Origin of the sequence: Leifsonia sp. CL147 (genome assembly GCF_900114565.1) — a bacterium.
Taxonomy (GTDB): Bacteria; Actinomycetota; Actinomycetes; order Actinomycetales; family Microbacteriaceae; genus Leifsonia.
In genome coordinates this window covers 348,619-373,016 of the sequence record NZ_FOTM01000001.1, presented here as the reverse complement: position 1 = coordinate 373,016, position 24,398 = coordinate 348,619, and the positions used below count along the sequence as shown (strand labels likewise).

Here is a 24,398-nt window from a genome sequence, read left to right as displayed (position 1 = left end):
CGGAAAGGGAGGCGCGCCGCTGTGGGCGCCGGGTCCGGCCCGGCGCCCACAGGCGGGCTACTTGTCGACCGTGAACCCCTGGCTGTTGCCGTAGGAGCTGAGGTTGTCCTGCCAGGCCTTCAGCCCGGCGTTGAGGTCGCCCTTCGCCGCGTAGGACTTGCCGACCGTGTCCGCGAAGACGCTGTTGGCGTAGACCTGGAACGGCAGGTACTGCCATCCCTTCGCGACGTTCTTGGATGCGTCCACGAGGACCTTGTTGATCTGCTGTCCGCCGAAGTACGCGGGCGCCTCGTTGAGGAAGCTGTCTGCGTTCAGCTGCGCCGTGGTCGACGGGAAGCCGCCGCTCTTCAGGAACACGCCGATGCTGGAGTCCGAGCTGTTCAGCCAGCGGAGGAAGGCGGCCGCGAGCGCGGGGTTCTTCGACTGCTTGGTGACGGACTGGGCGCTTCCGCCGTTCTCCGAGGTGATCGGCGAGCCGTCGTAGCTGGGCAGCGGGGCCACGCGCCACTTGCCGGCGCCGTCCTTGACGGAGCTCTCCATGATGCCGGGCATCCAGGCTCCGGTGACGATGGTTGCGAGCGTGCCGTTGTTCAGGCCCTTGAACCAGTCATCGCTCCAGGTGGGGATCGGCGAGACGAGTCCGGGCTCGACCAGCTTGTTCCAGGTGTCCGCCCACTTCTTGGTGCCCGCATCCTGCAGGTTGATGGTGACATTCGAGCCGTTGGTCGTGTACGGGTGCCCGCCGGCCTGCCAGATCAGCGGCTGCGCGTAGCCGGGATCGCCCGCGTCGTTCGTGATGAACTTCGACGGGTCGGCCTGGTGGAGCTTGGCCGCATCGGCGATGTACTCATCCCACGTCTTCGGGACCGTCAGACCGTACTGGTCGAAGACCGCCTTGTTGTAGAGCAGCACCATGGGCCCGGAGTCCTGCGGGAGGCCGAAGAGCCCCTTGTCGATGTTGACGGCGCTCCAGGTGGAGGCGGTGTACTTGCTCTGCAGGTCTCCGAGCCCGTACGAGTTGAGGTCGCGGAGCCCGTCGGAGAGGGCGAACTGCTGGAGGGCGTAGTACTCGATCTGCGCCACGTCGGGCGCACCGCTGCCCGCCTTGATGGCGTTCTGGAGCTTGGTGTACTCGGCGGTCGCCGTTCCGGCGTTGACCACCTTCACTTTGGCCTTCGGGTACTCCTTCATGAACGCGTCGGCCTGGGCCTGTCCGGAGGGCGTCCAGGTCCAGTACGTCAGGTCGCCGCCCTTCTTGAGGGCCGAGTCCAGGTCGGATGCGGACCCGCCGGTGCCGGTGGAACCCGAGCTGCAGGCGGACAGGGCGACCGCCGACAGCGCAGCGACCGCGAGTGCTGCGACGGCACGGCTGCGGCGCGTGCCTTTCTTGCTGGTGAACATGTGTTTCCTTTCACTTCGTTGTGGAGGGGCAGGTCCCTCGCTGTTCGAGAAGGGATCAGTGCGGCATCGTGCAGTGTTCTCGGGTCACTGCTTGACGCTTCCAGCGCTCAGGCCGGACTGCCAGAAGCGCTGCAAGAAGAGGAAGACCAGGACGATCGGGATGATCGTGATCAGGGATCCGGTGATGACCAGGTTGTAGATCGGCTGGGCGCCGACCCCGCCGGCCTGCGCGCTCCACTGGTTGAGGCCCACGGTGAGCGGGTACCAGGTGGGGTCGCTGAGCATGATCAACGGGAGGAAGTAGTTGTTCCACGTCGCGACGATGGAGAACAGGGCGACCGTGACAACGCCCGGGGTGAGGAGCTTGAGGGAGATCGTGAAGAACGTGCGCAGCTCGCTCGCGCCGTCGAGACGCGCTGCCTCCAGCAGCTCCGTCGGCACCGAGTCGATCGTGTAGACCCAGATCAGGTAGAGCCCGAACGGCGTGATCAGTGACGGGATGATGATCGACCATGGCGTGTTGGTCAGGCCCAGCTGGCTGAAGAGCAGGAAGGTCGGCACCGCGAGCGCCGTGCCGGGGACGGCGACCGCGCCGAGCACGACAGCGAAGTAGGCCTTCTTGCCGGGGAACTTGAACTTCGCCAGCCCGTACCCGGCCAGCGTCGCCAGCAGGGTCGCTCCCCCGGCCCCCGCCGCGACGTAGAGCAGCGTGTTGCCCAGCCAGCGGACGAAGATGCCGTCCTTGTACGTGAAGGTCTCGACGATGTTGTCCCAGAGCGCGAACCTGCTGCCGAAGCTGAGACCGAACGTGCCGAACAGGTCGGACTGGGTCTTGCCCGCGTTGATCACCAGCCAGGCCAGCGGGACCAGGGCGTAGACGAGGAACACCAGCATGACGATCGTCAGCGCGATCGACTTCCGGGGGCGCGCGAACGAGTACGCCTTCCGGGCCTTCGGGGAGATGGTGCGAAGCGTGGTGGTCATCGGTCTTCCTTCCGGGTGCCGCGCAGCTGGACGACGTAGGCGATCACCGCGGTGATGACGCCCATCACGATGGCGACGGTCGCCGCGTAGTTGAACTGCTGCCCGGCGAACGAGAGGTTGTAGGCGTACAGGTTCGGGGTGAAGTACGACGAGATGGCGTTGTTGGCCAGCGGTTTCAGCACGTTCGGTTCGTTGAACAGCTGGAAGCTGCCGATGATGGAGAAGATGGTCGCGATCACGATCGCGCCCCGCGCCGCCGGCAGCTTGATCGCCCGGATGACCTGGAAGCGTCCGGCGCCGTCGATCTCGGCGGCTTCGTAGAGCTCGGCCGGGATGGTCTTCAGCGCCGAGTAGAAGATGAGCATGTTGTAGCCCACGTACTCCCAGGTGACGATGTTGCCGATCGAGGCGAGAATCCACTGCCCGCTGAGCGGTTGCAGCACCTCGCTGCCCAGGAAGTGGTTGATGTTCGCGGTCAGGCCGAAGTTGTTGCCGTACATGAAGCCCCACAGCAGGACGGCCACGACGGCCGGGACCGCATACGGAAGGAAGATGACCATCCGGAACAGGCCGCTCGCGTACAGCCGCGCGCCGTCGATCGCGAGCGCAGCCACCAGCGCCAGGATCAGCATGATCGGCACCTGGACGAGGAGGAACAGCAGGACGCGGCCGAAGCCGTCCCAGAACTGCGGGTCGCTCAGTGCGTGGACATAGTTGTCGAGGCCGACGAACGCGTTCCCGCCGATGAGCTTGTTCTGGAACAGGCTCAGATACAGTGCGTATCCGAGCGGGGCGATGAAGACGAGGACGAAGACCGCCGCGAACGGCGCCGTGAACTGCCAGCCGGCCCACTCCCGTTTCGCCTTCCTCGGTGTCGTCCGGGCAGGGGCTGCGACCTCACTGCGTCGTTGTTCCTGAATGGCCGTCATGCGCGTGCATCCTCCGACTCCTCGCGAAGGACACGGACGTCCCACGCGTTCAACACCAGTTCGGTCCCGCCGGCGATCTCCACTCCGCTCACCGCGTCGGTGACCGGCGACGAGACGACGAGCGATCGCCGCTCCCAGCCCCAGTTGAAGACGAACCAGACGCGGGCTCCCTGCGCCGTCCCGGACGACACCGTCACCGCCGGGTGGGTCTCCCGGAACGGCGTCCGCAGCGTCGCGGTCACCGCACCGGCGACGACGCTTGCGGCGAGCGCGGCGTCGGGCACGGTTCCGACGACGGTGATGCGCCCTTCTCCGTGGACGGCGCTCGTGACGGCTGCGAAGCCGGCGAACCGTGGATGCGCGTACCGCGCGAGCGACTCGGCGCCCGTCGGGAGGAGCCCGTCGACCCACAGCGTGCCGCTGGCACCGGCGGGGATCCCGGACCCGGGATCTGACTCGATGCCGACCGGGGCTTCCAGGTTGGAGAACTCCTCGTACATCACCCCGGCGGCCTCGGCGAGCCCCGCGGGCGCGACCTCCACCCGGGCGCGGGCCTCGTCGTCGGCGTACGCCGTCCGCGGGCCGAGGACGAGGTGGCCGCCCGCAGCCACGTAGTCGCGGAGCAGGGCCACGTCCTCGTCGGTGCTGATGTACAGCCCCGCGGCGATGAGCACCGGGAACCGGCGGACGAGCTCACGGACTCCGGCCACCCGCGCCTGCTCGATGTGGAGGATGCGGACCTGCCGGCCGGCGTCGAGCGCTCCGCGGTAGAACGCATCCACCAGGTGCTCGTACGCGTCGTCGTCCGCGCTCAGGCCGAAGGGCGGCATGAACTGCAGCGCGTACCGGCTCGGGTTCGACCACAGGACGGCGACCTCAGCGTCGGGGACGAACCCGTCGAGCGAGGATCCCAGCGCCTTGAGCTGTGCGCCGAGCTCGCTGACTTCCCCGTAGATCCGGCCGGGCACGAGACTGTGCGGGAGCACCCCGCCCCAGTAGGTCTCGGCGCCGAACGGCAGCGTGTGCCAGTGCCAGTACTCGATCATCGCGGCGCCGCGGGAGATGAAGGCGAAGGCCGCCTGGCGCAACTGGCCGGGGTACGGCGGAAAGTTGCAGCTCGGCCCGTCGATGGACTGCGCATTGGTCTCGGTGATCAGATAGCGCGCCTGCTTCGAGGAGTACAGCCGGTCGGCCTGGCGGAACAGCCCGGCGACGCCGGTCGTGGTCCAGTCGTTGAGCCTGCCCAGTTCCCTGGAGGCGTCGAGCCGGTCCTGCATCCCGTAGTAGGGATTGCCCGAGGTGACGTCGAGCGCGCGGAACACCGTGCGGTCGTCGACTCCGCGGCGCGGGTACTGCAGGCAGGTGGTGACGAACTGGTCGTCGCGGGCGTACTCCCGGACGATCCCCGCCTGCCACGAGATGAAGTCGGCGGTGACCTCGGCCTGGTAGCGGCGCCACGCGAGGTCGTACTGCGGGAACGTGTTCCCATCGGGCCGCCAGAGCTCGCTCCAGTCGTCGATGCGGTGCGACCAGTAGGTCAGCCCCCACTCGCGGTTCAGCGTCTGGACGTCGCCGTACTTCTCGCGGAGCGATCGCACGAATCCGGTGAACACACCGTGGTTGTGGAGCAGCTCGAGACCGGGCTCGTTGTCGACCTGATAGCCGATCACGGCCGGGTGGACGGCGTACCGGCCGACGATCCGCCGGATGACGCGTTCGGCGTGGAACCGGAAAGCCGGGTGCGAGTAGTCGATCTCCTGCCGGGCGCCCCAGGCGATGCGTTCGCCTGTCGCGCGCTCTCCCGCGATCTCGGGGTAGGCCGTCTGCAGCCACGGCGGCACCGCATACGTCGGGGTCCCGAGGATGACCCGGATGCCGCGGGCGTGCGCCTCGTCGAGGACGGTCGCCATCCATTCGAGCTCGAAGTGACCGTCACGCGGCTCCCACGTCGACCACACCGACTCGCCCACACGGATCACCGTGATCCCCGCGGCGACCATGAGGTCCAGATCCTGCGTCAGCCGATCGGACTGGTGGTACTCGGGGTAGTAGGCCACCCCGAAGAGGATCTCCGGGGGGAGGGCGGGCGTCGTTGCAGGCATCGGTTTCGGGTACTCCGTCGTGTGTGGATTCCAAACTGTTTCCGATAACAGTTTCTGGATGCCGTACATTGTTACCGATAAAAGTAAGCAAATGCAAATGCCATGATGGTCAGGCACGAGAATTGACCGAATGGACACCGACGGGGGGCACGACGTGGAGGAGCAACTCGCGGAAACGGCACCGACGCCCGGTCCGCGCGACGCCGGGCGAGCCGACTCGGCTACGGCACGGCGGAGCACGACGATCTACGACATCGCCCGGGCGGCGGATGTCTCGCACCAGTCGGTCAGCCGCTACATGCGCGGACTCGATATGCGAGCATCCACTAAAGCGAAGATCGAGAAGGCGCTGGAGACCCTCAGTTACCGTCCCAACCTCTCCGCCCGGGCGCTCATCACCGGCCGCTCCCACCGCATCGGCGCCCTCACCCACGAGGTCAACCAGTACGGGCCCGGCCTGATCATCCAGGGCGCCACCACCGCTGCGCGCGAGGCCGGCTACCTGCTGGATGTGATCGCGCTCGACATGGCGGACCCGGACGAGCTCGACCAGGCCCTCGGCCAGCTCCTGCAGTACGACCTCGACGGCATCCTGGCGTTCGCGTCGACGGACAGCGTGAAGGCCGTGTTCGAGCAGATGGACTTCGGCGTCCCCGCCCTGATCGCGGCCGAAGAGGAGGACTTCCAGGTGGAGTCGTCCTTCGACCGGCCCGGAGTAGGCCAGCTGGTCTCGCACCTCGTCGGGCTGGGCCACAAGCGGCTGCTGCATATCGCAGGACCCGAAGTGTATTCAGCGGCCAGGAACCGTCGCCGCGCGTTCGAAGCGGCGCTGAGCCGTTTCGGGCTGGAGGCCGCCGGAACGGCACAGGGCGACTGGTCGGCGCGGTCCGGCTACGAAGCGGTCATGGCCCTCCCCCTGGAGTCGCTTCCCACCGCGATCGTCGCCGGCAACGACCAGATGGCCCTCGGAGCCATCCACGCGCTCGCGGAGCGCGGCCTCCACGTCCCCGGCGACGTCAGCGTGACCGGAGTGGACGATACGCCCGAATCCGCGTACTTCACTCCGGCGCTGACGACGGTCCGCCTCGACTTCCGGGTGCAGGGTAAGAACGCTCTCGTCTCGCTGCTGAACGAGATCGGCGAGGGCGCCGACCGCCCGAGCTTCCTGCCGCCGCCCACACTCGTGATGCGCGACTCCACCGGCCCGGTGGGAGGCCGCGGAGCCCCCCGCTGAGGCCGTCGCGCGCTCGATCGCTGTCGGCGGGCGGCAGCGGCGTGTGCGCCCTTTCGTAACACCTGCGGCGGGGCGAGCTACAGCATTCGTTCCAAACGGCCGCACTCGCTCCGCGCCCGCCGGCGCGGGCACCGGCTGAAGCACCGACCGGCGCCCATGGGCGAACGGCCGTGCCCGGGCGCGCGGCGAATGCGCCCTTTCGGAACGTATGCGGTCCGGCGACCGCCCGTGCCCGGGCGCGCGGCGAATGCGCCCTTTCGGAACGTATGCGGTCGCGCGCGCAACCGCATTCGTTCCCAACGGCCGCACACACTCCCGCTGGCAGGGTCAGCTCGTCGGGATCGCGACAATCGGCGTAGTGGTAGCCGCACCGTCGGGCCTTGGTGCTCGTGGTCGGTTCGAGACGGGCTCGAGAGGGGCCGTTATATGGTCGCGAAGGGCGGTGCGGCCGCACGTCCGACCGTGCGGCCACACCATCCTGCGGACGGGGAGGCCGCAGCTCGGGACGACGAGCCGGCACGTCCAGAGCCGGCCGGCGTACATCGATCTCTGTGGATGTGGTGGTTCAGCCGTGTCGGCTGAACCACCACATCGTGGCCGGTTCAGTCGGTCGCGCGGCGGCGGCGAATCAGCAGCAGAGCCCCACCCGCTATCAACAGGGCGAGTGCCGCAGCTCCGATACCCCAAGCGATCGTGGATCCGGTCGACGCGAGCGGGTCGGCAGGCTTGACTGGTGCGGCCACATCGCTGATGCGCGCAGTCGACTGATCCGAGGTGATCGGGTCACCGCCGGGTGGCGTCACCGTGACGGTGGCCGTGTTCGCCAGCGCCTCGCCCGTGAGGTCCGCCGGGACCACCGTGTAAGTGGCGGTGCACACGATGATCTGACCAGGGAGGAGGCCGGCAGGGTCGGCCGGGCACACCGGTGTGGTGACGGTGCTGTGACCGGTGAACGCGCCTTCGTTGATCTTCGGGTCGCTCAGACTCGTGTTTCCGGTGTTCGTAACGGTGAACGAGTAGTGGATGACCTGGCCGGCCTGCGTGATCTTCTGCGTGTCAGCGGTCTTCAAGACCGTCGCCGCGGGCCTGGCCGGCTCCGGCACGGTCACCGACGACGGGTCCGAGGGAACCGGGGACTCCGACCCTGGCGGTGTCGCGGTCGCGGTCGCGGTATTAGCGATCGTGCCCGCGTCGACGTCAGCCTGCGTCACCGTGTAGTCGGTGGTGCAGATGACCTGCGCGCCCGGTGCCAGTGATGCGGCACCTGCGGGGCAGGTCGGGGCGGGGAGAGTGCCCGAACCGGTGAACGCCCCCTCCGCGATCGCGACGCCGGACATGGTCACATTGCCGGTGTTGGTCACCACGAACGAGTAGGTGATCACTTCGCCCGCGTGGAAGTCCGCCGGGGCGGCCGGGGCGGCCGACTTGACGACCGAAAGACCCGGGTTCTGATCCACCGTCACCGTGTGGGGCGACGGAGGCGAGACCACGACAGTGGAGGACCCTGGCGGGGTCGCTGTTGCCGTGGCGGTGTTGGTGAGGGTGCCCGCGTCGACGTCAGCCTGAGTCACCGTGTACACGGCAGTGCACGTCTCGTTCGAGCCGGGTGCGAGGTTCGGCTGCGGGCACACGGCCGCCGGGAGGGTCCCGGTGCCGGAGAACGCGCCCTCGTCGATGGCGACGCCCGACAGGGTCACGTTGCCCGTATTCGTCACCAGGAACGTGTAGGTCACCTTCTGGCCGGCGTGGGTGATGGTGCTCACATCCGACGACTTGACCATTGTCAGCGCCGGTGCGGCGGTCGCGGCGACGCTCGCGCTGGACGGGTCGGAGACGGGGACAGTCACACCGGTCGGCGGGGTCGCAGTCGCGGTGGCGGTGTTGCTGATCGTGCCGGCGTCGACGTCTGCCTGGGTGACCGTGTACGACGCGTCGCACGTCACTGTCGCAGCCGGAGCGAGGGTGGTACCGGGCGGGCACACCACGGTCGGGACAGGCCCGGTACCGGAGAACGCCGTCTCATTGACGACCGGGTCCGTGAGAGTGACTGTTCCGGTGTTCGTCACCAGGAAGCTGTAGTCGATGAGCGCGCCGGCCGTGGTGATGGTCGTGGGCGTTGCCGTCTTCGCGACCGTCAGGTCCGCGGTCCGGGTCAGCGGTGTGGTGCTCGTCGACGGAGGCGACACGGGCGGGACGCCCCCGCCTGGCGGCGTGCCGGTCGCCGTGGCGGTGTTGCTGATCGAGCCGGCATCCACGTCGGCCTGGGTCAGCGTGTAGGCGGCCGTGCAGGTCACGGCATCCCCGGGGGCCATCGAGGCGGCTCCGGCGGGACAGGTGACCGGGCCGAGCGTTCCGGTGCCGGTGAAGGCCCCCTCGGTGACACCTGCGTCGGCAATGGTCACATTCCCGGTGTTCGTGATCAGGAACGAGTAGGTGACCACGTCACCGGCGACGCCGGCTCCGGTGACCGCGGCCGTCTTGGCTACGGTGAGCCCGGCGGCCGCGGGGATGGACACCGCCGCTGTCGACGGGGCCGAGACCGGAGCCGCACCAGTCGGCGGGGTGGCCGACGCAGTGGCGGTGTTCACCACCGTACCGGCGTCGACGTCAGCCTGCGTCAAGGTGTAGCCGGCAGTGCAGGTGAGGACCTGCCCCGGCAACATCGATCCGGTCGGGCAGGTCACGGCGGGTGCCGTTCCCGTTCCCGAGAAGGCCGTCTCGCTGATCGTCGGGTCGCTCAAGGTGACGTTTCCGGTGTTCGTGACCCGGAACGAGTAGGCGATGGTGTCGTCGGCCCGGTTCGCTGTGGCAGGCGTCGCGCTCTTGGCGAGGTCGATCGAGGGTGCAGGGTTGACCGGGATCTGGATCTGGGACGGCGGCGTCGTGATGTCCGGACTTCCCGGTGGGGTGCCTGTGCTGGTGGCGGAGTTCGTCAGCTTGCCGGCATCCACGTCGGCCTGGGTCAGCGTGTAGGTGGCCGTGCAGGACACCTGTGCGCCTGCCGCCAGCGTGTCAGCGCCCGGCGGGCAGGTGATCGGACCAAGCGTGCCCGTTCCGGTGAAGCCCGAGTCGTTGACGACCACGCCGGTCAGCGGGACGTTGCCGGTGTTTGTGACGACGAACGTGTAGGTGATGACACGGCCCAGCGTGTACGAGGCCGCATCGGAGGGCGACGCCGACTTGACGACCGACAGGCCGGGAATCTGCACGATGACCGGGTAGTCCTCGACCTCGCCGCCGGTCACATTGCCGATCGGCTGCGGGTCGGCCTCGACCGCCCCGTAGACACGGAACCGTGCGTAGCTGTCGGCCGTCAGCGTGCCGGCGGGAAAGCTCAGCACGTAGTCAGAGGTTCCGGAGTTCGCCGGGACCGTGACGGTGGCGCGCTCCGCGGTTTGGAACTGTCCGTCCCCGTTCAGGTCGATCCATCCGGCCAGTGTGACGTCGACGGCCGAGTTGTTGGTCGCCGAGACCGTCACGCTCGACGGCTGACCTTGCGTGATGGTGATGGGAGCGGCAACTCCGTCTTCATCGTCGATGCCGGCGACGTCATCGCCGTTCGCTGACGCGGTGGGCTGACCGTCCGCCTCAGTGTCGATAGCTGACCCGAGCATCACCGGAGCGGTGTGGTTCGTCGCGTCATACCCGGTGACGATGTGGCGAGCGCCGTTGGCAGCAAGGCTCGTGCCGTAGCTGTCGGGCGCGTCTCCGAAGTCTTGACACGGACCGTCGCTGGCGAACGTGAAGTTGTCGACGAACAATCCCGTGTTATTGACGGCGGGCGCCGCGGTGTTCTGGAGGCGAACGGTCGCCGAGGTTCCGGTTGCTGTGAACGTGTTCGAGTAGGTGGACCACGTGACCGTCTCGAAGGGCGTCGTCGGGGTGCCACCCGTCGGGTTGGTCAGAACGCCATCCGCGACCGGCGACAACGTCGCCAGCGTCGTGAAGGCACCACCCTGACTCAACTGCACGGTCGCAATCGACTGGGTCTTCGACAGACCGCTGTAGTCAACCGAGAAGCTGTACTGGGCACCAGGAACCAGTCCCGTGAAGGTCTGTTGAATTGTCGCCGGGGCAGTACCCCACATGTCAATGCTCTGGGCTCCATCGCTCGCGTTGTTGTAGTAACGCAGCAGATCGATCGTTCCCGCAACAACCTGCCAACCGCTGATCGTGGCATTACTGGTACGGAACTGGTTGTACCCGTTGATGTACGCATCCCCCGGCTGCGGGTTGGCCGGGTCGCCCTGGATGTTCGGCTCCTCGAAGGAGCCGTTCGAGGCGATACTGCACTCACTGACCGGGGCGGCCGAAGCCGGCGCCGGTACTGCAGCTACCGTCCCCACGAGCGCGAGGCTCGCTGCGACGAGCGCGGCGCTCAGCAACCCGGACAGCCACCGCGAGGGTCGCCGCACGGATTCGACGTGACGGGCGGATGCGGGCCAAAAGCCACGGGCAGTTTTCGACACAGACGTTCCCCTAGCTGTCGCAGGTCGGCGCGACGTGAATGCTTGAAAGCTCCAAACCACCTGTCAATGTGGTTATAAAGCTGCAGACTAGCGGGTAGAACGACCGTTCACCTCGTCTTTCACCCCGCCTTCACCCTCCCTGGGAACGTCGCGACCAGGGTATCCGCGGCTGCGGCCTCGTGATGTGTCCCACCGCGGACAACACCCCGAAGCGTTCGCCAGGAGTCTCCGTCCCGCCGTCGTTGCACGAGTGTGTTATGCTCCCGTCCGCAACAAATACATGCGTATCTTTCTCGCCGGTAGGCGCTGATACGTGCTGCATGCAACAGCCGAGCTACCCGATTACCCGACTCCATCGGTCGCCGCCCGCGGTCGATGCTGCTGCAAGGATGTTATGAACGCCTCGATTGGCTTCCGCCTGCCTCGACCCGTCTCCCGGTTGCTTTCCGCCGTCGCCGCTGTCGCGCTGGCGACCGCCGGCCTTCTCGCGCTGGCACCGGTCGGTGCTGCGAGTGCTGCTTCACCCGCGAGCTGCAGTTTCGCCACGGTGGGAACCGGCACGTACGCGAAGAGCCTGTGCTGGTTCGACATGTCCGCGTACGATCCGACGGTCGCGACCACCGCTGGAGGCCAGTCGTTCACGGCCGCGGTGCCTGGCGGCTACACGCTGTCGTACACGATGACCGTCTCAGGACGCGCGATCGCGGCCACCGCCCTGCCGACCTGGTCGGGCGCGTACCTGGGCAACAACTCGCACTACACGGGTGTGGCTGGCAAGCCCGCTCTGTATCACACGGCGAACGGCAGCGGCACGACGACGATGACGCTCAGCAACATCACGATGACCGACCGGAACGGCGCCGTGGTCACGGCATACGCGCTCGTGGGCGCGGACGCCGAGTCGTCGGACAACGGCGAGTCGATCACCTGGACGTCGTCGGCGCCGATCGACTCGCTCACCGCGAACGCCGGCGGCAACGGCCTGGGCAATGCGTGTGCGGGCGGGTTCACCGGCGTGGGCACGACCTCCGTCACCTGCACGGGGCAGAGCACGGGGACGAAGACCGGCACGCCGATCCTCTCCTCCACGCACCCGGCGACCTTCGCGCAGTCGATGGGCGACGCGACCTCGGGTCGGCAGGGTGTCGCATTCGGCGTCCTGATCTCGAGCGTGCAGCTGAACAAGACCGTCACCAGCGGGTACGCAGGCGATTCGTTCGGCATCTCGGTTGCCAACGGCAGCACCGTGCTCGGCAGTTCGGACACGAACGGCGGCACGAGCGCGTCGACCGGGTACATCCCGCTCGTGGCCGACACCGGTGCCACGACGCTGCAGCTGGCCGAGTCCGCCTCCGCCGGCTCGCTGAGCAATTACGACCACGCATGGGCCTGCACCCGCAACGGCGCCGCGGATGCCAGCCTCCCCAGCGGCGCCGCCGGTGCCAGTGCGGATGTGCAGGTCGGCATCGGCGACGTGGTCGACTGCACCATCACGAACACCGGTCTGCAGCGCGGGCTCACTCTTCAGAAGCACGCGGGCACGCCGGTCGATGTGAACGGCGACGGGCTTGTTGACGCCGGGGACACCATCCCCTACACGTTCACGGTGACGAACAGCGGTCAGGTGCCGATGACGAACATCGTGGTCGATGACCCGAAGGCCGGTCCGGCGACGTGCCAGCTGACCGTGCTCGCCGTCGGGCAGAGCGAGACCTGCTCGGCCGACCAGTCGTACACGATCACCGCGGCCGACGTCTCAGCCGGTTCCGTGGTCAACACCGCGAGCGCGACCGGCACTGCGGTCGGCAACTCCGAGCAGGTCACGTCGAACACGGACACTGCGACCACCCCCACCCAGGCGCCCGCGCCCGGGATCGGCTTGGTCAAGTCCGCTGACCTGGGTGCTTCCGGGAAGCTCGTCGCTGGTCAGACGCTCACCTACCACTTCGACGTGGAGAACAAGGGCAACGTCGCGCTGAACGGCATCGCGATCGCTGACGGCCCGTTCACGCGGCTCGACGGCACTGCCCCCGCGGGCTCGCTGTCGGCCGTGACCTGCCCGGACACGACCCTTGCGGTCGGCGGGCAGATGGACTGCACGGCGACGTACGCGGTGCAGCAGTCCGACGTCGACGCGGGCGGGCTGACGAACTCGGCGACCGCGTCCGGAACGCCGACCGGAAGCACAACCCCGGTCGTCTCCGCCGTCTCGGAGGTGGACACCAGCGCACCCGCCGCCCCCGAGCTCACGCTCGACAAGACGGCGAACCCGGCGACCGTGACGAAGGCCGGCCAGAAGGTCGTCTACAGCTTCCGTGTCGAGAACACAGGCAATGTCACGATCAGCGCGGTTCAGGTGAACGAAGGCTCCTTCACCGGCACCGGAACCATCTCGGCGATCGTCTGCCCGACCGGCGCGCTCGTGCCCGGCCAGGTCGAGACCTGCACCGCCGACTACACGGTGACCCAGCAGGATGTGGATGCCGGACAGCTCACGAACACCGCCGCCGCGACCGGCCTGTCGCCGCAGAACGCCACCGTCACCTCCAAGGACTCGACTGCGACGCTGACCGTTCCGCGTGCCTCCGCACTCACCCTCGTGAAGACCGCGAAGGCGGCCTCGTACACGGCCGGACAGGCGCTCACCTACGACTTCCAGGTCACCAACACCGGCAACGTCACCGTGACCGACCCGGTCATCGACGAGGGCAGCTTCAGCGGGTCCGGCACCCTCTCCGCCGTCACCTGCCCGGCGAGCACCAGCATCGCGCCGGGACAGAGCGTCACCTGCACCGCCGGCTACACGATCACCGCCGCCGATGTGGCGCAGGGCTCGATCTCGAACACCGCGACGGCCACGGCCTCCGCGCCGGAGGGTGTGACCGCTCCGACCTCCAACGCGTCCACCGCCCAGGTCGTCACCGCCACTGCACCAGGCGGGCCCACACCTCCCGGGGGCGGCCCGTCCGACCCGTCTGGCGCCGGCCAGCCGTCGGACCCGGCGGCGACCGGTTCCGGCCAGAACGGCCACCTGGCCTCTACAGGAAGTGACAGCATCCCGGGCATTGCAGCTGCCCTCGCCTTGCTGGTCAGTGGTGTGATCATTCTCGCCATCACGGTGCGACGCCGTCGATCCGCATGAGTGCAACGCCCACGGGCAGTCATGCCGAGTTCTGCGGACACCTCGGAAAGCAGTGCACGCCGAGACTGATAATCTCCCACCGCTAGCAACCGAGAGGCGGAAGCATGGGAACCAGTATCGGAAGCGTGGTCGCCGTGTTCGCCACGCTCTTCGTAGTCGCGATCGTGGTAGTCGTCATCGCCCGTCGCAGGCGATAGACCAGCCGAATCAAGCCGGCCGCGCCTGCTCGACGAGGCAGGTGGTGTCCTTGTCAGCTGTCGTGTCGGCGAGGCAGCAATGCGAAGGCGCTCTCCGCGATGGAGGTCAGGCGGGCAGGACTGTTGCCATGCGCGCCGACGACATCCATCCCGCGGATGATGGTCAGTAGTAGGTACGCAAGGTCCTCAGGATCCGCCTCGGGGTCGATGTCGCCGTTGCGCTGCGCCGCTCGTACGCACTCGGCGACCACCGTCGCGAGTATGGACAAGCTGTGGTTGGCCATGTGTTGCACTTCGGGGTCGGAGGCGCCGAGCTCCAAGACCATCTTGGTGGCGAAGCAGGCCGCAGCCGCCCGGTCAGGGGCGGCGGGTACGTCGTTAGCGAGTGGCACCCCGTTAACCGCGCTGAGCAAGTACGCGTGCAGTCGTTCCATGGCGTCCTCGTCCGGTCCGGCGAGTGCCGTCGGGGCAAGCTGTCCCAGCCGGTCGAAGTACCCGGACATCGCCTCCAGCAGTACGCCGTGCTTGCCGTCGAACGCGGCATAGAGGCTGCCGCGGCCAAGGCCCGTGGCGGCGCTGATGTCGTCGACGCTCGTGCCGTTGTAGCCCGCGCTGCGGAACTGCCGCTCGGCGGCATGCAGGACGTGGTTGCGGTCGAAGCTTCGAGGTCTGGCCATACACCAAAGGTAGAGCGGATCTGGCGTATTTGACAAATTAGTACAGAACCCGTTAGGTTCCTGACTGTTCAGTACACAACCTTCCTGGGGTCCCCCCGGAAAGCCGCCCGAGGGCGAGTCCCGTGATCGCCTCGCACTTAAGGACAACAATGCAACGCAACGACTCTCCCGACGCGTCCTACACGAACGCCTGGACCAACGGCCGCGGCGAGGTGCAGTTCTTCACCCGGGCCGATGGCTCGCGGCTGCGCTACTACACAGTGGGCACCGGCCCCGCCCTCGTACTGATGCACACCGTCCGCGGCCAGCTCGACTACTTCCAGCGGGTGATTCCGAAGTTGTGGGACCACTACACGGTCTACGCGCTGGACTTGCCCGGGATGGGATGGTCCGACATCGTCCCTGACGCGCAGTACGAGGAACCGCAGCTGCGCGCGGCGGTCGTCGAATTCGTCCGCGGACTGGACCTTCACAACGTCACGCTCTCGGGGGAATCCCTCGGGGGTGCCCTGGCCCTGTCGGCATCGATCGACCTGAAGGATCGAGCCAGCCGAGTCGTCGCCTTCAACAGCTATGACTACCCCCAAGGAGGCGAACGCGGAAACTGGATCTCCCGCCTCATGATCTCCAGCGTACGGATGCCCGTGTTGGGCCGCGTCTTCGCCCACCTCGAGCCACGCCCCATCTTTCGGGCAATTCTGCAGGGCGGCTACGTCGACAAGACCCGGCTGCCCGAGGACTTCATCACCGAACTGCTGAGGAGCGGGCACCGCACGGACTACGACAAGGTGTCACGAGGGATTTTCCGCAGCCTCAAGGGGTTCGACCAGGCCCGCGAGCGCTACCCGCGCGTGTCGGTACCCGTCACCCTCGTCTACAGCGAAAACGACTGGTCCCGGCCCGCGGAACGAGACCGGGTGGCCAACGTGCTCCCGGACGTCCAGCGCATCACCGTGCCCCGCACCGGCCACTTTTCTGCCCTGGAGCGCCCCGACGAGATGGCACGCATCCTGCTCGACGCCGCCTGACCCTGATCGACCGACACCGCGCCCATCCCCGTCAAGAAATAAAGGAAGCACCATGACTCAAACCGTCGCCCATCTTGTCAACCGCTTTGTCATCGACACCGAGGACTCCTTCGACGACGTCCGCCGGCGCTACGAATCACTGGTTCCCGCCATCGACTTCGCCGAACTCACCGAAGTGGTCGCAACCGGCGATCTCGCACGATTGCAGGCCTACACCGCCGACCACACACCCCACTCGTTCGCCATCTTCTGGACAATGGACCCAACGCCGGTGATGCGGCTATCGGGACATCAAAACCGCGCCGTCACCTACATGATGGGAAACAACGTCATCGCGGAAACCATGTTCCGGCACGACCCCGGCATCATCCTGTACGCCCCGCTGCGCACAGCGATCTACGAGACTGCCTCCGGCCACGTACAGCTCAGCATCGACCAGCCCTCGAGCAAATTCGCCAGCTTCGGCGATTCCCACATCGCCGAGGTCGGAGCACAACTCGACACCAAAGTCGCTGAACTCCTTCGTCTGATGACACTGCCGGTACCACCGGAACTGATCACAGCCTGACCCATCGCGATCCGGCCCGCTGCAACCGCTCAGAACTCGAAAGGCTGACCGAACTATGACTGATAACGAAAGGCAGGGCACCATGGCTGAAACGACTCGTCCGTATGCGAGCGACGAACTGGCCGAGGGGACCATCGACGCGGTGGTGATCGGCGGAGGGGCCGCAGGGCTGAACGGTGCGCTGATCCTCGCCCGCTCCCGCCGCTCGGTCGTCGTGATCGACAGCGGCTCCCCGCGCAACGCGCCCGCGGAGGCGGTGCACGGTCTCCTCGCGCTGGACGGCACCCCGCCGACCGAGATCCTTCGACGGGGTCGGGAACAGGTGCGCCAGTACGGCGGACACGTTGCGTTCGGCGAGGTGGTCTCGGCCGAGCCCGCAGCCCCCTCGGGGGACGGGGACCTGCGGTTCGCCGTCACCCTGGCCGACGGCCGCAGCATCACCGCCCGCCGGATCCTGGTGGCCACCGGCGTCACGGATGTGCTGCCGGACGTGCCCGGGCTCGCCGAGCACTGGGGGCACAGCGTCGTGCACTGCCCGTACTGCCACGGCTGGGAAGTGCGCGATGAGCCCATCGGTATCCTCGCCACCGGCACGGCCTCGATCGGCCACGCGCTTCTGTTCCGTCAGCTGACCGAGGACCTGACCTACTTCACCCACGGCACGGACCTCGACGATGACACCCGCGCCCGCTTCGCGGCCCGCGGCATCCGCGTCATCGACACCCCGGTCACCGAGGTCGTCAACGCCAAGGACGGTACCCTCGCCGGGGTGCGCCTGGCCGACGGTCAGGTCGTGGCGCGCCGCGTCCTCGGCGTCGCCCCGAGGATGCTGGCCCGCATCCAGGCACTGGAGGGCCTGGGCCTGCCGGTTCAGGACCTGCCGAACGCGAGCCGCGGCCTCGCCTCCGGGGTGGCCGGCGCCACCGATGTGCCCGGTGTGTGGGTCGCCGGCAACGTCGCCGATGCGGCAGCACAGGTCGGCGCCTCCGCTGCCGCCGGCGCCCTGGCCGGCATCGAGATCAACAAGGCCCTCGCCATCGCGGACACCGACGCGGCCCTCCACAGGATCGTCTAGGCAAGCCGAACCCGGGCCAGAGGAAGATCGATCTTGGCTTGACGCCCTCGTCGATGCCGACTCACTGGACGATCAGCTCCCATCCATCGTCTCGTCCCAGAAATGACAGCAAGCGCTCGGCCTCGCTCGTGAGCGCATCCCGATCCGCGAGGGACAGGGGGGCGAACGGCAAGACGTGCATCGCGCGGCCGACGATCTTCCATGTTCCGTGCCACATCCCGTCGATGAGGAAGGTTCCCTCGCTGGTGCCGTTGCCGGCGGGAAGCGGTACACGACGTTTGCCCGAGATCACCCGGGAACGGTCTTTGTGGGACAGCAACACGTTGTCATAGGCCGGCAAGAATCGCGGTGGAGCGGGAGTGTCACCAGGAGGCCGTGCTGCGTCAGCCAGGTCATAGATGTCCTGTCCGTCCTCGCCGAGGAACTTCCTCAACGGCAAGCGCTCGACCACTTCGCGCAGTCGCGTCAACCCGGACCATTGCTGGATGTCCGCCACGGTTGCCGGGCCGAAGGCGCCGAGGTAGCGCTGCACCAGTTCGTCCACTGGTTCACTGCGCAGTGGACGGCCCAACCACGTCTCGACGGATACCCACTCTGCGGTGCCGTTGACGCTCCCCCACACGCCGCGCGGTGGCACCTGACACAGTGCGAGGTGATGCGTTGCGGCGTAGGCGAGCGCACGCGGATCGACCCCTGGCCAGTGCTCGGCGAGGATCATGCCAAGCTTCGCGCGCGTGACGGGCCCCGCGCCGAGCAAGGGCACGGCGACGTCGAGAAGAGCTTCCAGGTCGACCTGCTCGAACGATTTCGAGAAGTGCGCACGGAAGTCGGCCCTGTGCAGTTGCGAGAACAGGCCGCGCCAAGCGAGGCAGTCGCGCGCACTCACGAGGTGCATCGTGTTGCGCATCATGTTCAACCGGACAACCTGACGACTCTCGGTCAGCTGGGACAGCTCCGACGGGTCGAACGCCTCCAGCCGGGTCCAGAGCCCGACGTATGGAGCCAGCGGGGCCTGGGATTGCATGCCGCCCAGGTGCTCGATCGCGTCGAGCGCGGGGACGGCGACTCGGGCGAGGAGGTGCTGGCGAGATAGTGTGGCGCGATTGAGTTCACGCGCACCCAGCGTTTCGCTCACGGTTTCAGTCAGGTCAGGGAGCCGAAGAACAGCTTGAGGTCTGCGGCAAGCTGGGTGGGCGCCTCCATCGCCGGGAAGTGCCTGCCCCGCTCGAACTCGGTCCAATGCGCGTCCGGCGGCGCCGGCACCACTCGACGCACGGTCGCGTCAGCCCCGAAGATCGCGAAGCCACGCGGAACGCTGGTCGGGGCGCCCCAGTCACTGGCGTGTGCCTGCTCATACAGGGTGTGTGCAGCGCCCGCGCCGGATCCCGTGAACCAGTACAGGCTTACGTTGGTGAGGAGCTGATCGCGGTCGATCGGCAGATCGGTCCACTCCTCGAACTTCTCCGCGATCCACGCGAGCTGCATCACTGGCGAGTCGACCAGCCCGTATGCGATCGTCTGCGGCCTGCTGTTCTGGATCGCGAGGTAGCCGGAGCCTTCGGATCGAAACTCGTTCATCCTGTCGAGGAGGACTTTGTCGACGGGATCGTCCTTGTCGAGCCTGTCCGACATTCCAGGCATGAAGCTGGCGACGTTGGCCGCGGTGAACGGATCGGTGACCACGTGCACGCCGATGACGTGTTCCTCGTCGAAACCTGCGATCATCCCGGAGATCGCCGCTCCCACGTCACCGCCATGCGTGCCGTACCGCTCGTAGCCCAGACGACGCATCAGTTCGACCCAGGCATGAGCAGTGCGCCCCATAGCCCATCCCGCGGAGCTCAGGGGCGAGGAGAACGCATAGCCGGGCAGCGATGGCGCGACGACGTGAAATGCCGGCCCGTCGTCTGGGTTCACGAGCAGATCGATGAGGCGCTGGAACTCGACGACGGAGCTCGGGTAGCCGTGGGTGATCAGAAGCGGCTTGGCATCGGGCTGATCCGATCGGACGTGCAGAAAGTGGATGCGCTGACCATCGATTTCGGTTGTGAATTGAGGGTATTCGTTGAGATGTTCCTCGGCCGCGCGCCAGTCATATCCCTCACGCCAGTACTCGGCCAGTTCTTTCATCTCGGTCAGCGGGATGCCGCGAGTCCAGCCTTGGCCGGCCAGCTCCGTGGGCCAGCGAGCCGCGTCGAGCCGCAAGTGCAGGTTCTCCACCGAGTCCTGATCGATCTCGATGCGGAACGGGATGATCTCCTCGCTCATTGTTGTCCCTCCTTGTTAGCGGTTTTCCAGTCCCACAAATGTAGAATCAAATGCGGAACCACACGTTCCTAGAGTGGATAAAGATCGACCAATGCGGGAAACCTCGAGCCGGTTGCTGCGGCTGCTTGCGCTGTTCCAGTCACGGCGTCACTGGACCAGCGCCCAGCTGGCCGACCGACTCGGTGTCACCCCGCGCACCGTCCGCAATGACGTGAGGCGATTGCGCGAACTCGATTACCCGATCGAGGCCCGCCCCGGTGTGGCCGGTGGATATCGGCTCGGCGCAGGCGGAAGCCTGCCGCCTCTTCTGCTCGACGACGACGAAGCCGTTGCCGTCGCTCTGGGACTGCGCTTGGCCGCGAGCGGATCCATCGCCGGGATCGGCGAGGCTTCGGTGAGCGCTCTGGCCAAACTGCAGCCGATGCTGCCGTCGCGTCTGCGCCGCAGAATCGGCACCTTCCAGTCGTACGCCGTGCCGATGTCGGCACGTGGACCGCAGGTGGACGCCGATGTGCTGACCGTGATCGCATCCGCGTGCCGGGACCTGGAAGGGTTGCGGTTCGACTACACAGCGCACTCCGGGGCTTCGACCCGGCGTTCGGTCGAGCCGTATCGGTTGGTTCATGACCAACGACGCTGGTATCTCTTCGCTTGGGACCTGGAACGAGACGATTGGCGCACGTTCAGGGTGGACAGAATGAGCCTGCGCTCACCGAATGGAGCGCGGTTCACCCGGCGCGAGTTGCCTCCAGACGACGAGATCGCGCGGCGGGTAACGAGTGCGGTTGACCAGGTCCACTGGAAGTACCGTGCACGCGTGATCGTGCACGCGTCCGCTGCCTATGTCCGCGATCGCTTGCCCATCCCGGTCGACGTGGAGCCCTTGGCGGGCGATCGCTGTGCCTTCGAGCCCGGCTCGGACTATCCGGAGATGCTTGCGCTCTACCTCGGCATGATCGACGCCGACTTCGAAGTCGTGGACTCGCCCGAGCTGGTGGAGTCACTCAGCAAGATCCTGGGCCGTTATCAACGCGCGGTCGACGCCAGTGCGGCGAACGACCAGGGGAGAGAGATCGGCTGAGATGCGTGCGCGTGGGCCGGGCCTCGCGATGAGGCGGGCACGTGCGCTTGTATGACCCGGAGAGAGGTCTGGAAACTTCTTCCCAGATGTCAAACCTCCGCCGAGCGCCTTGTCTCCCCCACCGAGCGACCCAAACCGTCATAGGGGTAGCTGGTGCCTCCGACAAATTCGGCAACCACTTCTGCAACGTCATCGGATGGACCCCGAAGTCGTTAGCGATCTGCTCGATCCGTGCAGCAGACCCGAGCGCCGCTAATCACGACAGGGTGGAATCTCCTTGTTGACGAGACCTGGCTGCGCACAGCTGAGACCCATGGCCCAAAATCCACGCTTTCCGTCGCAGGCATGGATGCGCACCTCAGCCCAATCTCCGCTGCCGAATTTCTCGGGTCGAGCGGAGAGTTGATAGTGAGAATCCGGGAATTGTATTTCGAACTGGAAGTTGGTGACCTTACGCCAAGAAACGTTCCCGCTATAAGTCATCTCAGTAAGCACCTGAGTACACAAGCTGCCGGGCGCCTTCGGATTCCCACGCGGGATACCGACCGCGTAACCGGTTCCGTCAGCCCGCAGCGTTAGAGACATGGGTCCGCGTGCCTCTTGGTTAATGCCCGTTTCCCTGGTGTAGAACGTGCCGCCCTTCCACGTGACTGTGTCCGTAAAGAGGCCAGTGCACCCTGTTAGCGAAAGGACACCTAACGTCGCCGCGAGAAGCAGCCATGCCCTAGTCCGTAAGGCGCGCATTCGCGACTTCCTCGTAGAACTGCTTCTCAGACAGCCCGTTCGGATACCTCTTATACAGGTCGTAGCCGAATTGCACGGCCCGATCATCCAGTGGATCGTCGCCCTTCCCCGCGTCAATGCCAGCTTGGGTACCCAAATTGGCGCCGCCAAGGGCCGTGTCGGGGTGGACGTCCCAGTGGGCCAGCATCGACCCGTACATCACGTTGCCGAACACGTCTGACCGGACAACGCGTCCCTGGTCGTCATGCAGGTAGAAGAAGCCGCTTTCATAGCCGTAGTCTTTGGCGAGGTAGACCTTCATATCCCATTCCCCATTGGTGGGGAACTTCTTCAGGAATGCAGCGACTCCCTGCGCAGCGACCAGATTCTCGAAGGTTGGTCCGCCGATGTTCATGAGAACGCCGAAGAGGCCCCAGGGATCATGCTCCGAGCTCCGGAACTTGTTCGCCTGACCCAAGACCGCAGCACAGAACTGGCTGTCGGTCTGGAACATCTCGTTCGTGACATCCCGGCCCGCGTCCATTCCCGAGATGCCGGCGGCGAACCCGAACGTCACCTGCTGGTCGGCGTACCCTGAGGTGTCGACACCGACCAACTCATTGACCGCCGCGTCGGCACCGGCAGTGCTCGAAACGATTCTTCCCGCTGACATCTATCCCCTGGCCACCACATCGGGCACGGCAAAGATGTGCGTACCCGCTGGTCCGTCAACCTACCAGCCGCAGGAACGCACGCTCGCGAGACGATGTGATTGCGGCCACTACACGGCCGGGACGAGACGTTGAGCGCAACATGCGGCGGTGCCCGTGGGAAGCCGCAGAACCCAGCCTGACTTGTTATCTCATAGGGTCGGGCTAACGCACCTGTCATGGGCCATCTGCCAGATTCGACGGTGCTTCCGTTCGGTGGCGCGACCTTTCGGGAAAGGGTTGCGGGAAGGCCGTTCGTCCCAGCGCTGGCTATACCAGGCCTCGCGGATGAGAGCCCGAACGACAATGAGCGCGTGAGAACCGCCCGAACGACATTTTCGGCTTGAGCCCTTGGACTGCGGCCAGCGCGCGGATAACGCGGTGTGACTCGAACCCGAAGAGGCCAGTGAGGATAAGCGAATCTGCCTGCGTGACTCTAAGGGCAGCCTTCCGCTGATTGTTCCATGGGATGGACATGTAATTGGCGATCCCAGTCACAACGAGGAACAGCCCGACAGGACCAAGGGTCGCCCAAAGGACGGCTGAAACGCTCACTAGACCCTCAATGCGCAATGAATGGATCTCCCGGTCGCTAGGCCGATCCGCGGACGACGAAGCTGGTTGCGAGGGTGCGCGAGGGTGCGGCGTTGTGCGGGTCCTGAAGATGGTCGAGGAGGAGTTCGGCAGCGGCGGCTCCCATCTCGGCGAATGGCTGATGCACTGTTGTCAGTGCCAGGTCGGTGCGCGATGCCATCTCGACGTCATCGAAACCGACAACCGCGACGTCCTCCGGAACCTGGAGGCCCGCGTCACGGAGGGCCCTGATAGCACCGGCCGCGGACAAGTCGTTATGTGCGAACAGCGAATCGAAGTGCAGTCCCTCGGCAAGGGCTCGGGCAACAGCCGACTGGCCTCCCTCATAGCTCAGTGCTCCATCCACGATGAAGCGCTGATCGATTGGATGGCCGGCTGCGGAATAGGCATCGGAGAACCCAGCAAGCCTGTCGTGGGTGCATCCATACTCCAACGGCCCCCTCACGACGAGAGGGTGGATGCGTCCGATCGCCAGCAGGTGATCGGCCGCAGCTGCACCCCCGGCACTGTTCGTGCAGGTCACGTGCGGCAGCTCGGGAAGGTGACCGCGGTCATCCACCATGACCACCGGCAATCCGGCCCGATAAAGCTCCGAGAAGAAGGGTTCGGTTCCGAGCGGGTCGATCACAATCAGCCCGTCGATGGATTTCGCGGCGGCATGCACTCCCAGTCCTCGGAGCGACTCCGCTCCGCGACGGAAGGTGAAGAGGCGCAAACCGAACCCCTTGCTCTCCAGCGCGTCGACCGCCCCCTCCGCGAGGCGCGCGACCCAGTTCTCGGAGAGCGACGGGACGAACAGGCCCACCATCCGGGTGCGACCGCGCGCCAATCCGACCCCGCCGGCGCTCGGAACGAAACCCAACTCGGAGATCGCCTCCTGAACCCGCCGGACGGTGCTCTGTGCGAGCTCGCCTTTACCGTTCAGCACCCGAGAAACCGTGGTCTTGCTCACGCCGGCTCGCGAGGCGACATCAGAAATCGTGACACCCATCGAAAGCCCCTCCTTTCCGGAAACGCCCTCAGCATAGCCGTAACCGGTTCCGTAACCGGTTGTTAAACCGTTTGACCTTCTCCGGAGGCGTTGCTATGGTTTCCGGAACCGATACCGCAACCGGTTCCGGAACCGGTGCATCTCGAATCGAGATCACCGACCTGCCGCACCCTCCTCACCGACGAGACAGGAAACAGACCGCTGATGAAGACACTGGTGTCCTCC

General features: G+C 66.5%; 16 protein-coding genes. 6 read left to right on the top strand and 10 right to left on the bottom strand.

Features of this window, described 5'->3' with window-relative positions; genetic code table 11:
* Positions 1-57 precede the first annotated feature (57 nt).
* From BM287_RS01765 to BM287_RS01750, 4 genes are all read right to left on the bottom strand, one after another.
* Positions 58-1,401 carry an ABC transporter substrate-binding protein gene (locus tag BM287_RS01765; protein ID WP_090034863.1) on the bottom strand — a complete coding sequence of 448 codons (1,344 nt, stop codon included), beginning with the start codon at positions 1,399-1,401 and terminating at the stop codon, positions 58-60.
* 84 nt (positions 1,402-1,485) lie between these two features.
* Positions 1,486-2,385: a carbohydrate ABC transporter permease gene (locus BM287_RS01760; RefSeq protein WP_090034865.1), complete on the bottom strand. Its 900-nt coding sequence runs from the start codon at positions 2,383-2,385 to the stop codon at positions 1,486-1,488.
* Complete coding sequence (locus BM287_RS01755) at positions 2,382-3,314, bottom strand: carbohydrate ABC transporter permease (protein ID WP_090034868.1); 933 nt, start codon at positions 3,312-3,314, stop codon at positions 2,382-2,384. The genes BM287_RS01760 and BM287_RS01755 overlap by 4 nt, the downstream gene beginning before the upstream one ends.
* Positions 3,311-5,416, bottom strand: a complete 2,106-nt coding sequence (locus BM287_RS01750) for a beta-galactosidase (protein ID WP_090034870.1) — start codon at positions 5,414-5,416, stop codon at positions 3,311-3,313. The genes BM287_RS01755 and BM287_RS01750 overlap by 4 nt, the downstream gene beginning before the upstream one ends.
* Before the next feature lie 130 nt (positions 5,417-5,546).
* Between BM287_RS01750 and BM287_RS01745 the strand changes: the two genes are divergently transcribed.
* A complete protein-coding gene (locus BM287_RS01745; RefSeq protein ID WP_090034873.1) occupies positions 5,547-6,650 on the top strand; it encodes a LacI family DNA-binding transcriptional regulator in 1,104 nt (367 codons plus the stop codon).
* A 602-nt stretch (positions 6,651-7,252) separates the two neighbouring features.
* Here the strand turns inward: BM287_RS01745 and BM287_RS01740 are convergent.
* Positions 7,253-11,065 (bottom strand): DUF7507 domain-containing protein, encoded by a 3,813-nt coding sequence (locus BM287_RS01740; RefSeq protein WP_139230589.1) that lies wholly within the window; start codon positions 11,063-11,065, stop codon positions 7,253-7,255.
* 448 nt (positions 11,066-11,513) lie between these two features.
* On the opposite strand from BM287_RS01740, the gene BM287_RS01735 reads away from it, so the two are divergent.
* Positions 11,514-14,261, top strand: a complete 2,748-nt coding sequence (locus BM287_RS01735; RefSeq protein WP_090034881.1) for a beta strand repeat-containing protein — start codon at positions 11,514-11,516, stop codon at positions 14,259-14,261.
* A 250-nt stretch (positions 14,262-14,511) separates the two neighbouring features.
* Here the strand turns inward: BM287_RS01735 and BM287_RS01730 are convergent, their stop codons facing one another.
* A complete protein-coding gene (locus BM287_RS01730; RefSeq protein WP_090034886.1) occupies positions 14,512-15,135 on the bottom strand; it encodes a TetR/AcrR family transcriptional regulator in 624 nt (207 codons plus the stop codon).
* A gap of 122 nt (positions 15,136-15,257) precedes the next feature.
* On the opposite strand from BM287_RS01730, the gene BM287_RS01725 reads away from it, so the two are divergent.
* From BM287_RS01725 to BM287_RS01715, 3 genes are all read left to right on the top strand, one after another.
* Complete coding sequence (locus BM287_RS01725) at positions 15,258-16,163, top strand: alpha/beta fold hydrolase (RefSeq protein ID WP_211772938.1); 906 nt, start codon at positions 15,258-15,260, stop codon at positions 16,161-16,163.
* Positions 16,164-16,215: 52 nt separating this feature from the next.
* Positions 16,216-16,731 (top strand): DUF302 domain-containing protein, encoded by a 516-nt coding sequence (locus tag BM287_RS01720; RefSeq protein ID WP_090034891.1) that lies wholly within the window; start codon positions 16,216-16,218, stop codon positions 16,729-16,731.
* An 82-nt stretch (positions 16,732-16,813) separates the two neighbouring features.
* Positions 16,814-17,806, top strand: a complete 993-nt coding sequence (locus BM287_RS01715) for an NAD(P)/FAD-dependent oxidoreductase (RefSeq protein ID WP_090034893.1) — start codon at positions 16,814-16,816, stop codon at positions 17,804-17,806.
* Between the two features lie 61 nt (positions 17,807-17,867).
* Here BM287_RS01715 and BM287_RS01710 read toward each other — a convergent pair whose 3' ends face one another.
* Positions 17,868-18,941, bottom strand: coding sequence for a winged helix DNA-binding domain-containing protein (locus BM287_RS01710; protein ID WP_090034896.1), 1,074 nt, complete (start codon positions 18,939-18,941; stop codon positions 17,868-17,870).
* Between the two features lie 8 nt (positions 18,942-18,949).
* The gene (locus BM287_RS01705) at positions 18,950-20,074 is read right to left on the bottom strand and encodes an epoxide hydrolase family protein (protein ID WP_090034899.1); all 1,125 of its coding nucleotides are present in this window, start codon (positions 20,072-20,074) and stop codon (positions 18,950-18,952) included.
* Positions 20,075-20,165: 91 nt separating this feature from the next.
* Between BM287_RS01705 and BM287_RS01700 the strand changes: the two genes are divergently transcribed.
* Positions 20,166-21,155 (top strand): helix-turn-helix transcriptional regulator, encoded by a 990-nt coding sequence (locus BM287_RS01700; protein ID WP_090034901.1) that lies wholly within the window; start codon positions 20,166-20,168, stop codon positions 21,153-21,155.
* A 724-nt stretch (positions 21,156-21,879) separates the two neighbouring features.
* On the opposite strand, the gene BM287_RS01695 is transcribed toward BM287_RS01700, so the two are convergent.
* Complete coding sequence (locus BM287_RS01695; protein WP_090034904.1) at positions 21,880-22,551, bottom strand: polymorphic toxin type 44 domain-containing protein; 672 nt, start codon at positions 22,549-22,551, stop codon at positions 21,880-21,882.
* Between the two features lie 629 nt (positions 22,552-23,180).
* Positions 23,181-24,173: a LacI family DNA-binding transcriptional regulator gene (locus BM287_RS01690; protein WP_090034907.1), complete on the bottom strand. Its 993-nt coding sequence runs from the start codon at positions 24,171-24,173 to the stop codon at positions 23,181-23,183.
* Positions 24,174-24,398 lie beyond the last annotated feature (225 nt).

Excerpts from the sequence above, each read along its gene's own strand:
- BM287_RS01705 (WP_090034899.1), bottom strand. The coding sequence starts at position 20,074 with ATGAGCGAGGAGATCATCCCGTTCCGCATCGAGATCGATCAGGACTCG.
- BM287_RS01720 (WP_090034891.1), top strand. The coding sequence starts at position 16,216 with ATGACTCAAACCGTCGCCCATCTTGTCAACCGCTTTGTCATCGACACC.
- BM287_RS01690 (WP_090034907.1), bottom strand. The coding sequence starts at position 24,173 with ATGGGTGTCACGATTTCTGATGTCGCCTCGCGAGCCGGCGTGAGCAAG.
- BM287_RS01755 (WP_090034868.1), bottom strand. The coding sequence starts at position 3,314 with ATGACGGCCATTCAGGAACAACGACGCAGTGAGGTCGCAGCCCCTGCC.
- BM287_RS01695 (WP_090034904.1), bottom strand. The coding sequence starts at position 22,551 with ATGTCAGCGGGAAGAATCGTTTCGAGCACTGCCGGTGCCGACGCGGCG.
- BM287_RS01730 (WP_090034886.1), bottom strand. The coding sequence starts at position 15,135 with ATGGCCAGACCTCGAAGCTTCGACCGCAACCACGTCCTGCATGCCGCC.
- BM287_RS01735 (WP_090034881.1), top strand. The coding sequence starts at position 11,514 with ATGAACGCCTCGATTGGCTTCCGCCTGCCTCGACCCGTCTCCCGGTTG.
- BM287_RS01760 (WP_090034865.1), bottom strand. The coding sequence starts at position 2,385 with ATGACCACCACGCTTCGCACCATCTCCCCGAAGGCCCGGAAGGCGTAC.
- BM287_RS01700 (WP_090034901.1), top strand. The coding sequence starts at position 20,166 with ATGCGGGAAACCTCGAGCCGGTTGCTGCGGCTGCTTGCGCTGTTCCAG.
- BM287_RS01765 (WP_090034863.1), bottom strand. The coding sequence starts at position 1,401 with ATGTTCACCAGCAAGAAAGGCACGCGCCGCAGCCGTGCCGTCGCAGCA.
- BM287_RS01750 (WP_090034870.1), bottom strand. The coding sequence starts at position 5,416 with ATGCCTGCAACGACGCCCGCCCTCCCCCCGGAGATCCTCTTCGGGGTG.
- BM287_RS01715 (WP_090034893.1), top strand. The coding sequence starts at position 16,814 with ATGGCTGAAACGACTCGTCCGTATGCGAGCGACGAACTGGCCGAGGGG.
- BM287_RS01745 (WP_090034873.1), top strand. The coding sequence starts at position 5,547 with ATGGACACCGACGGGGGGCACGACGTGGAGGAGCAACTCGCGGAAACG.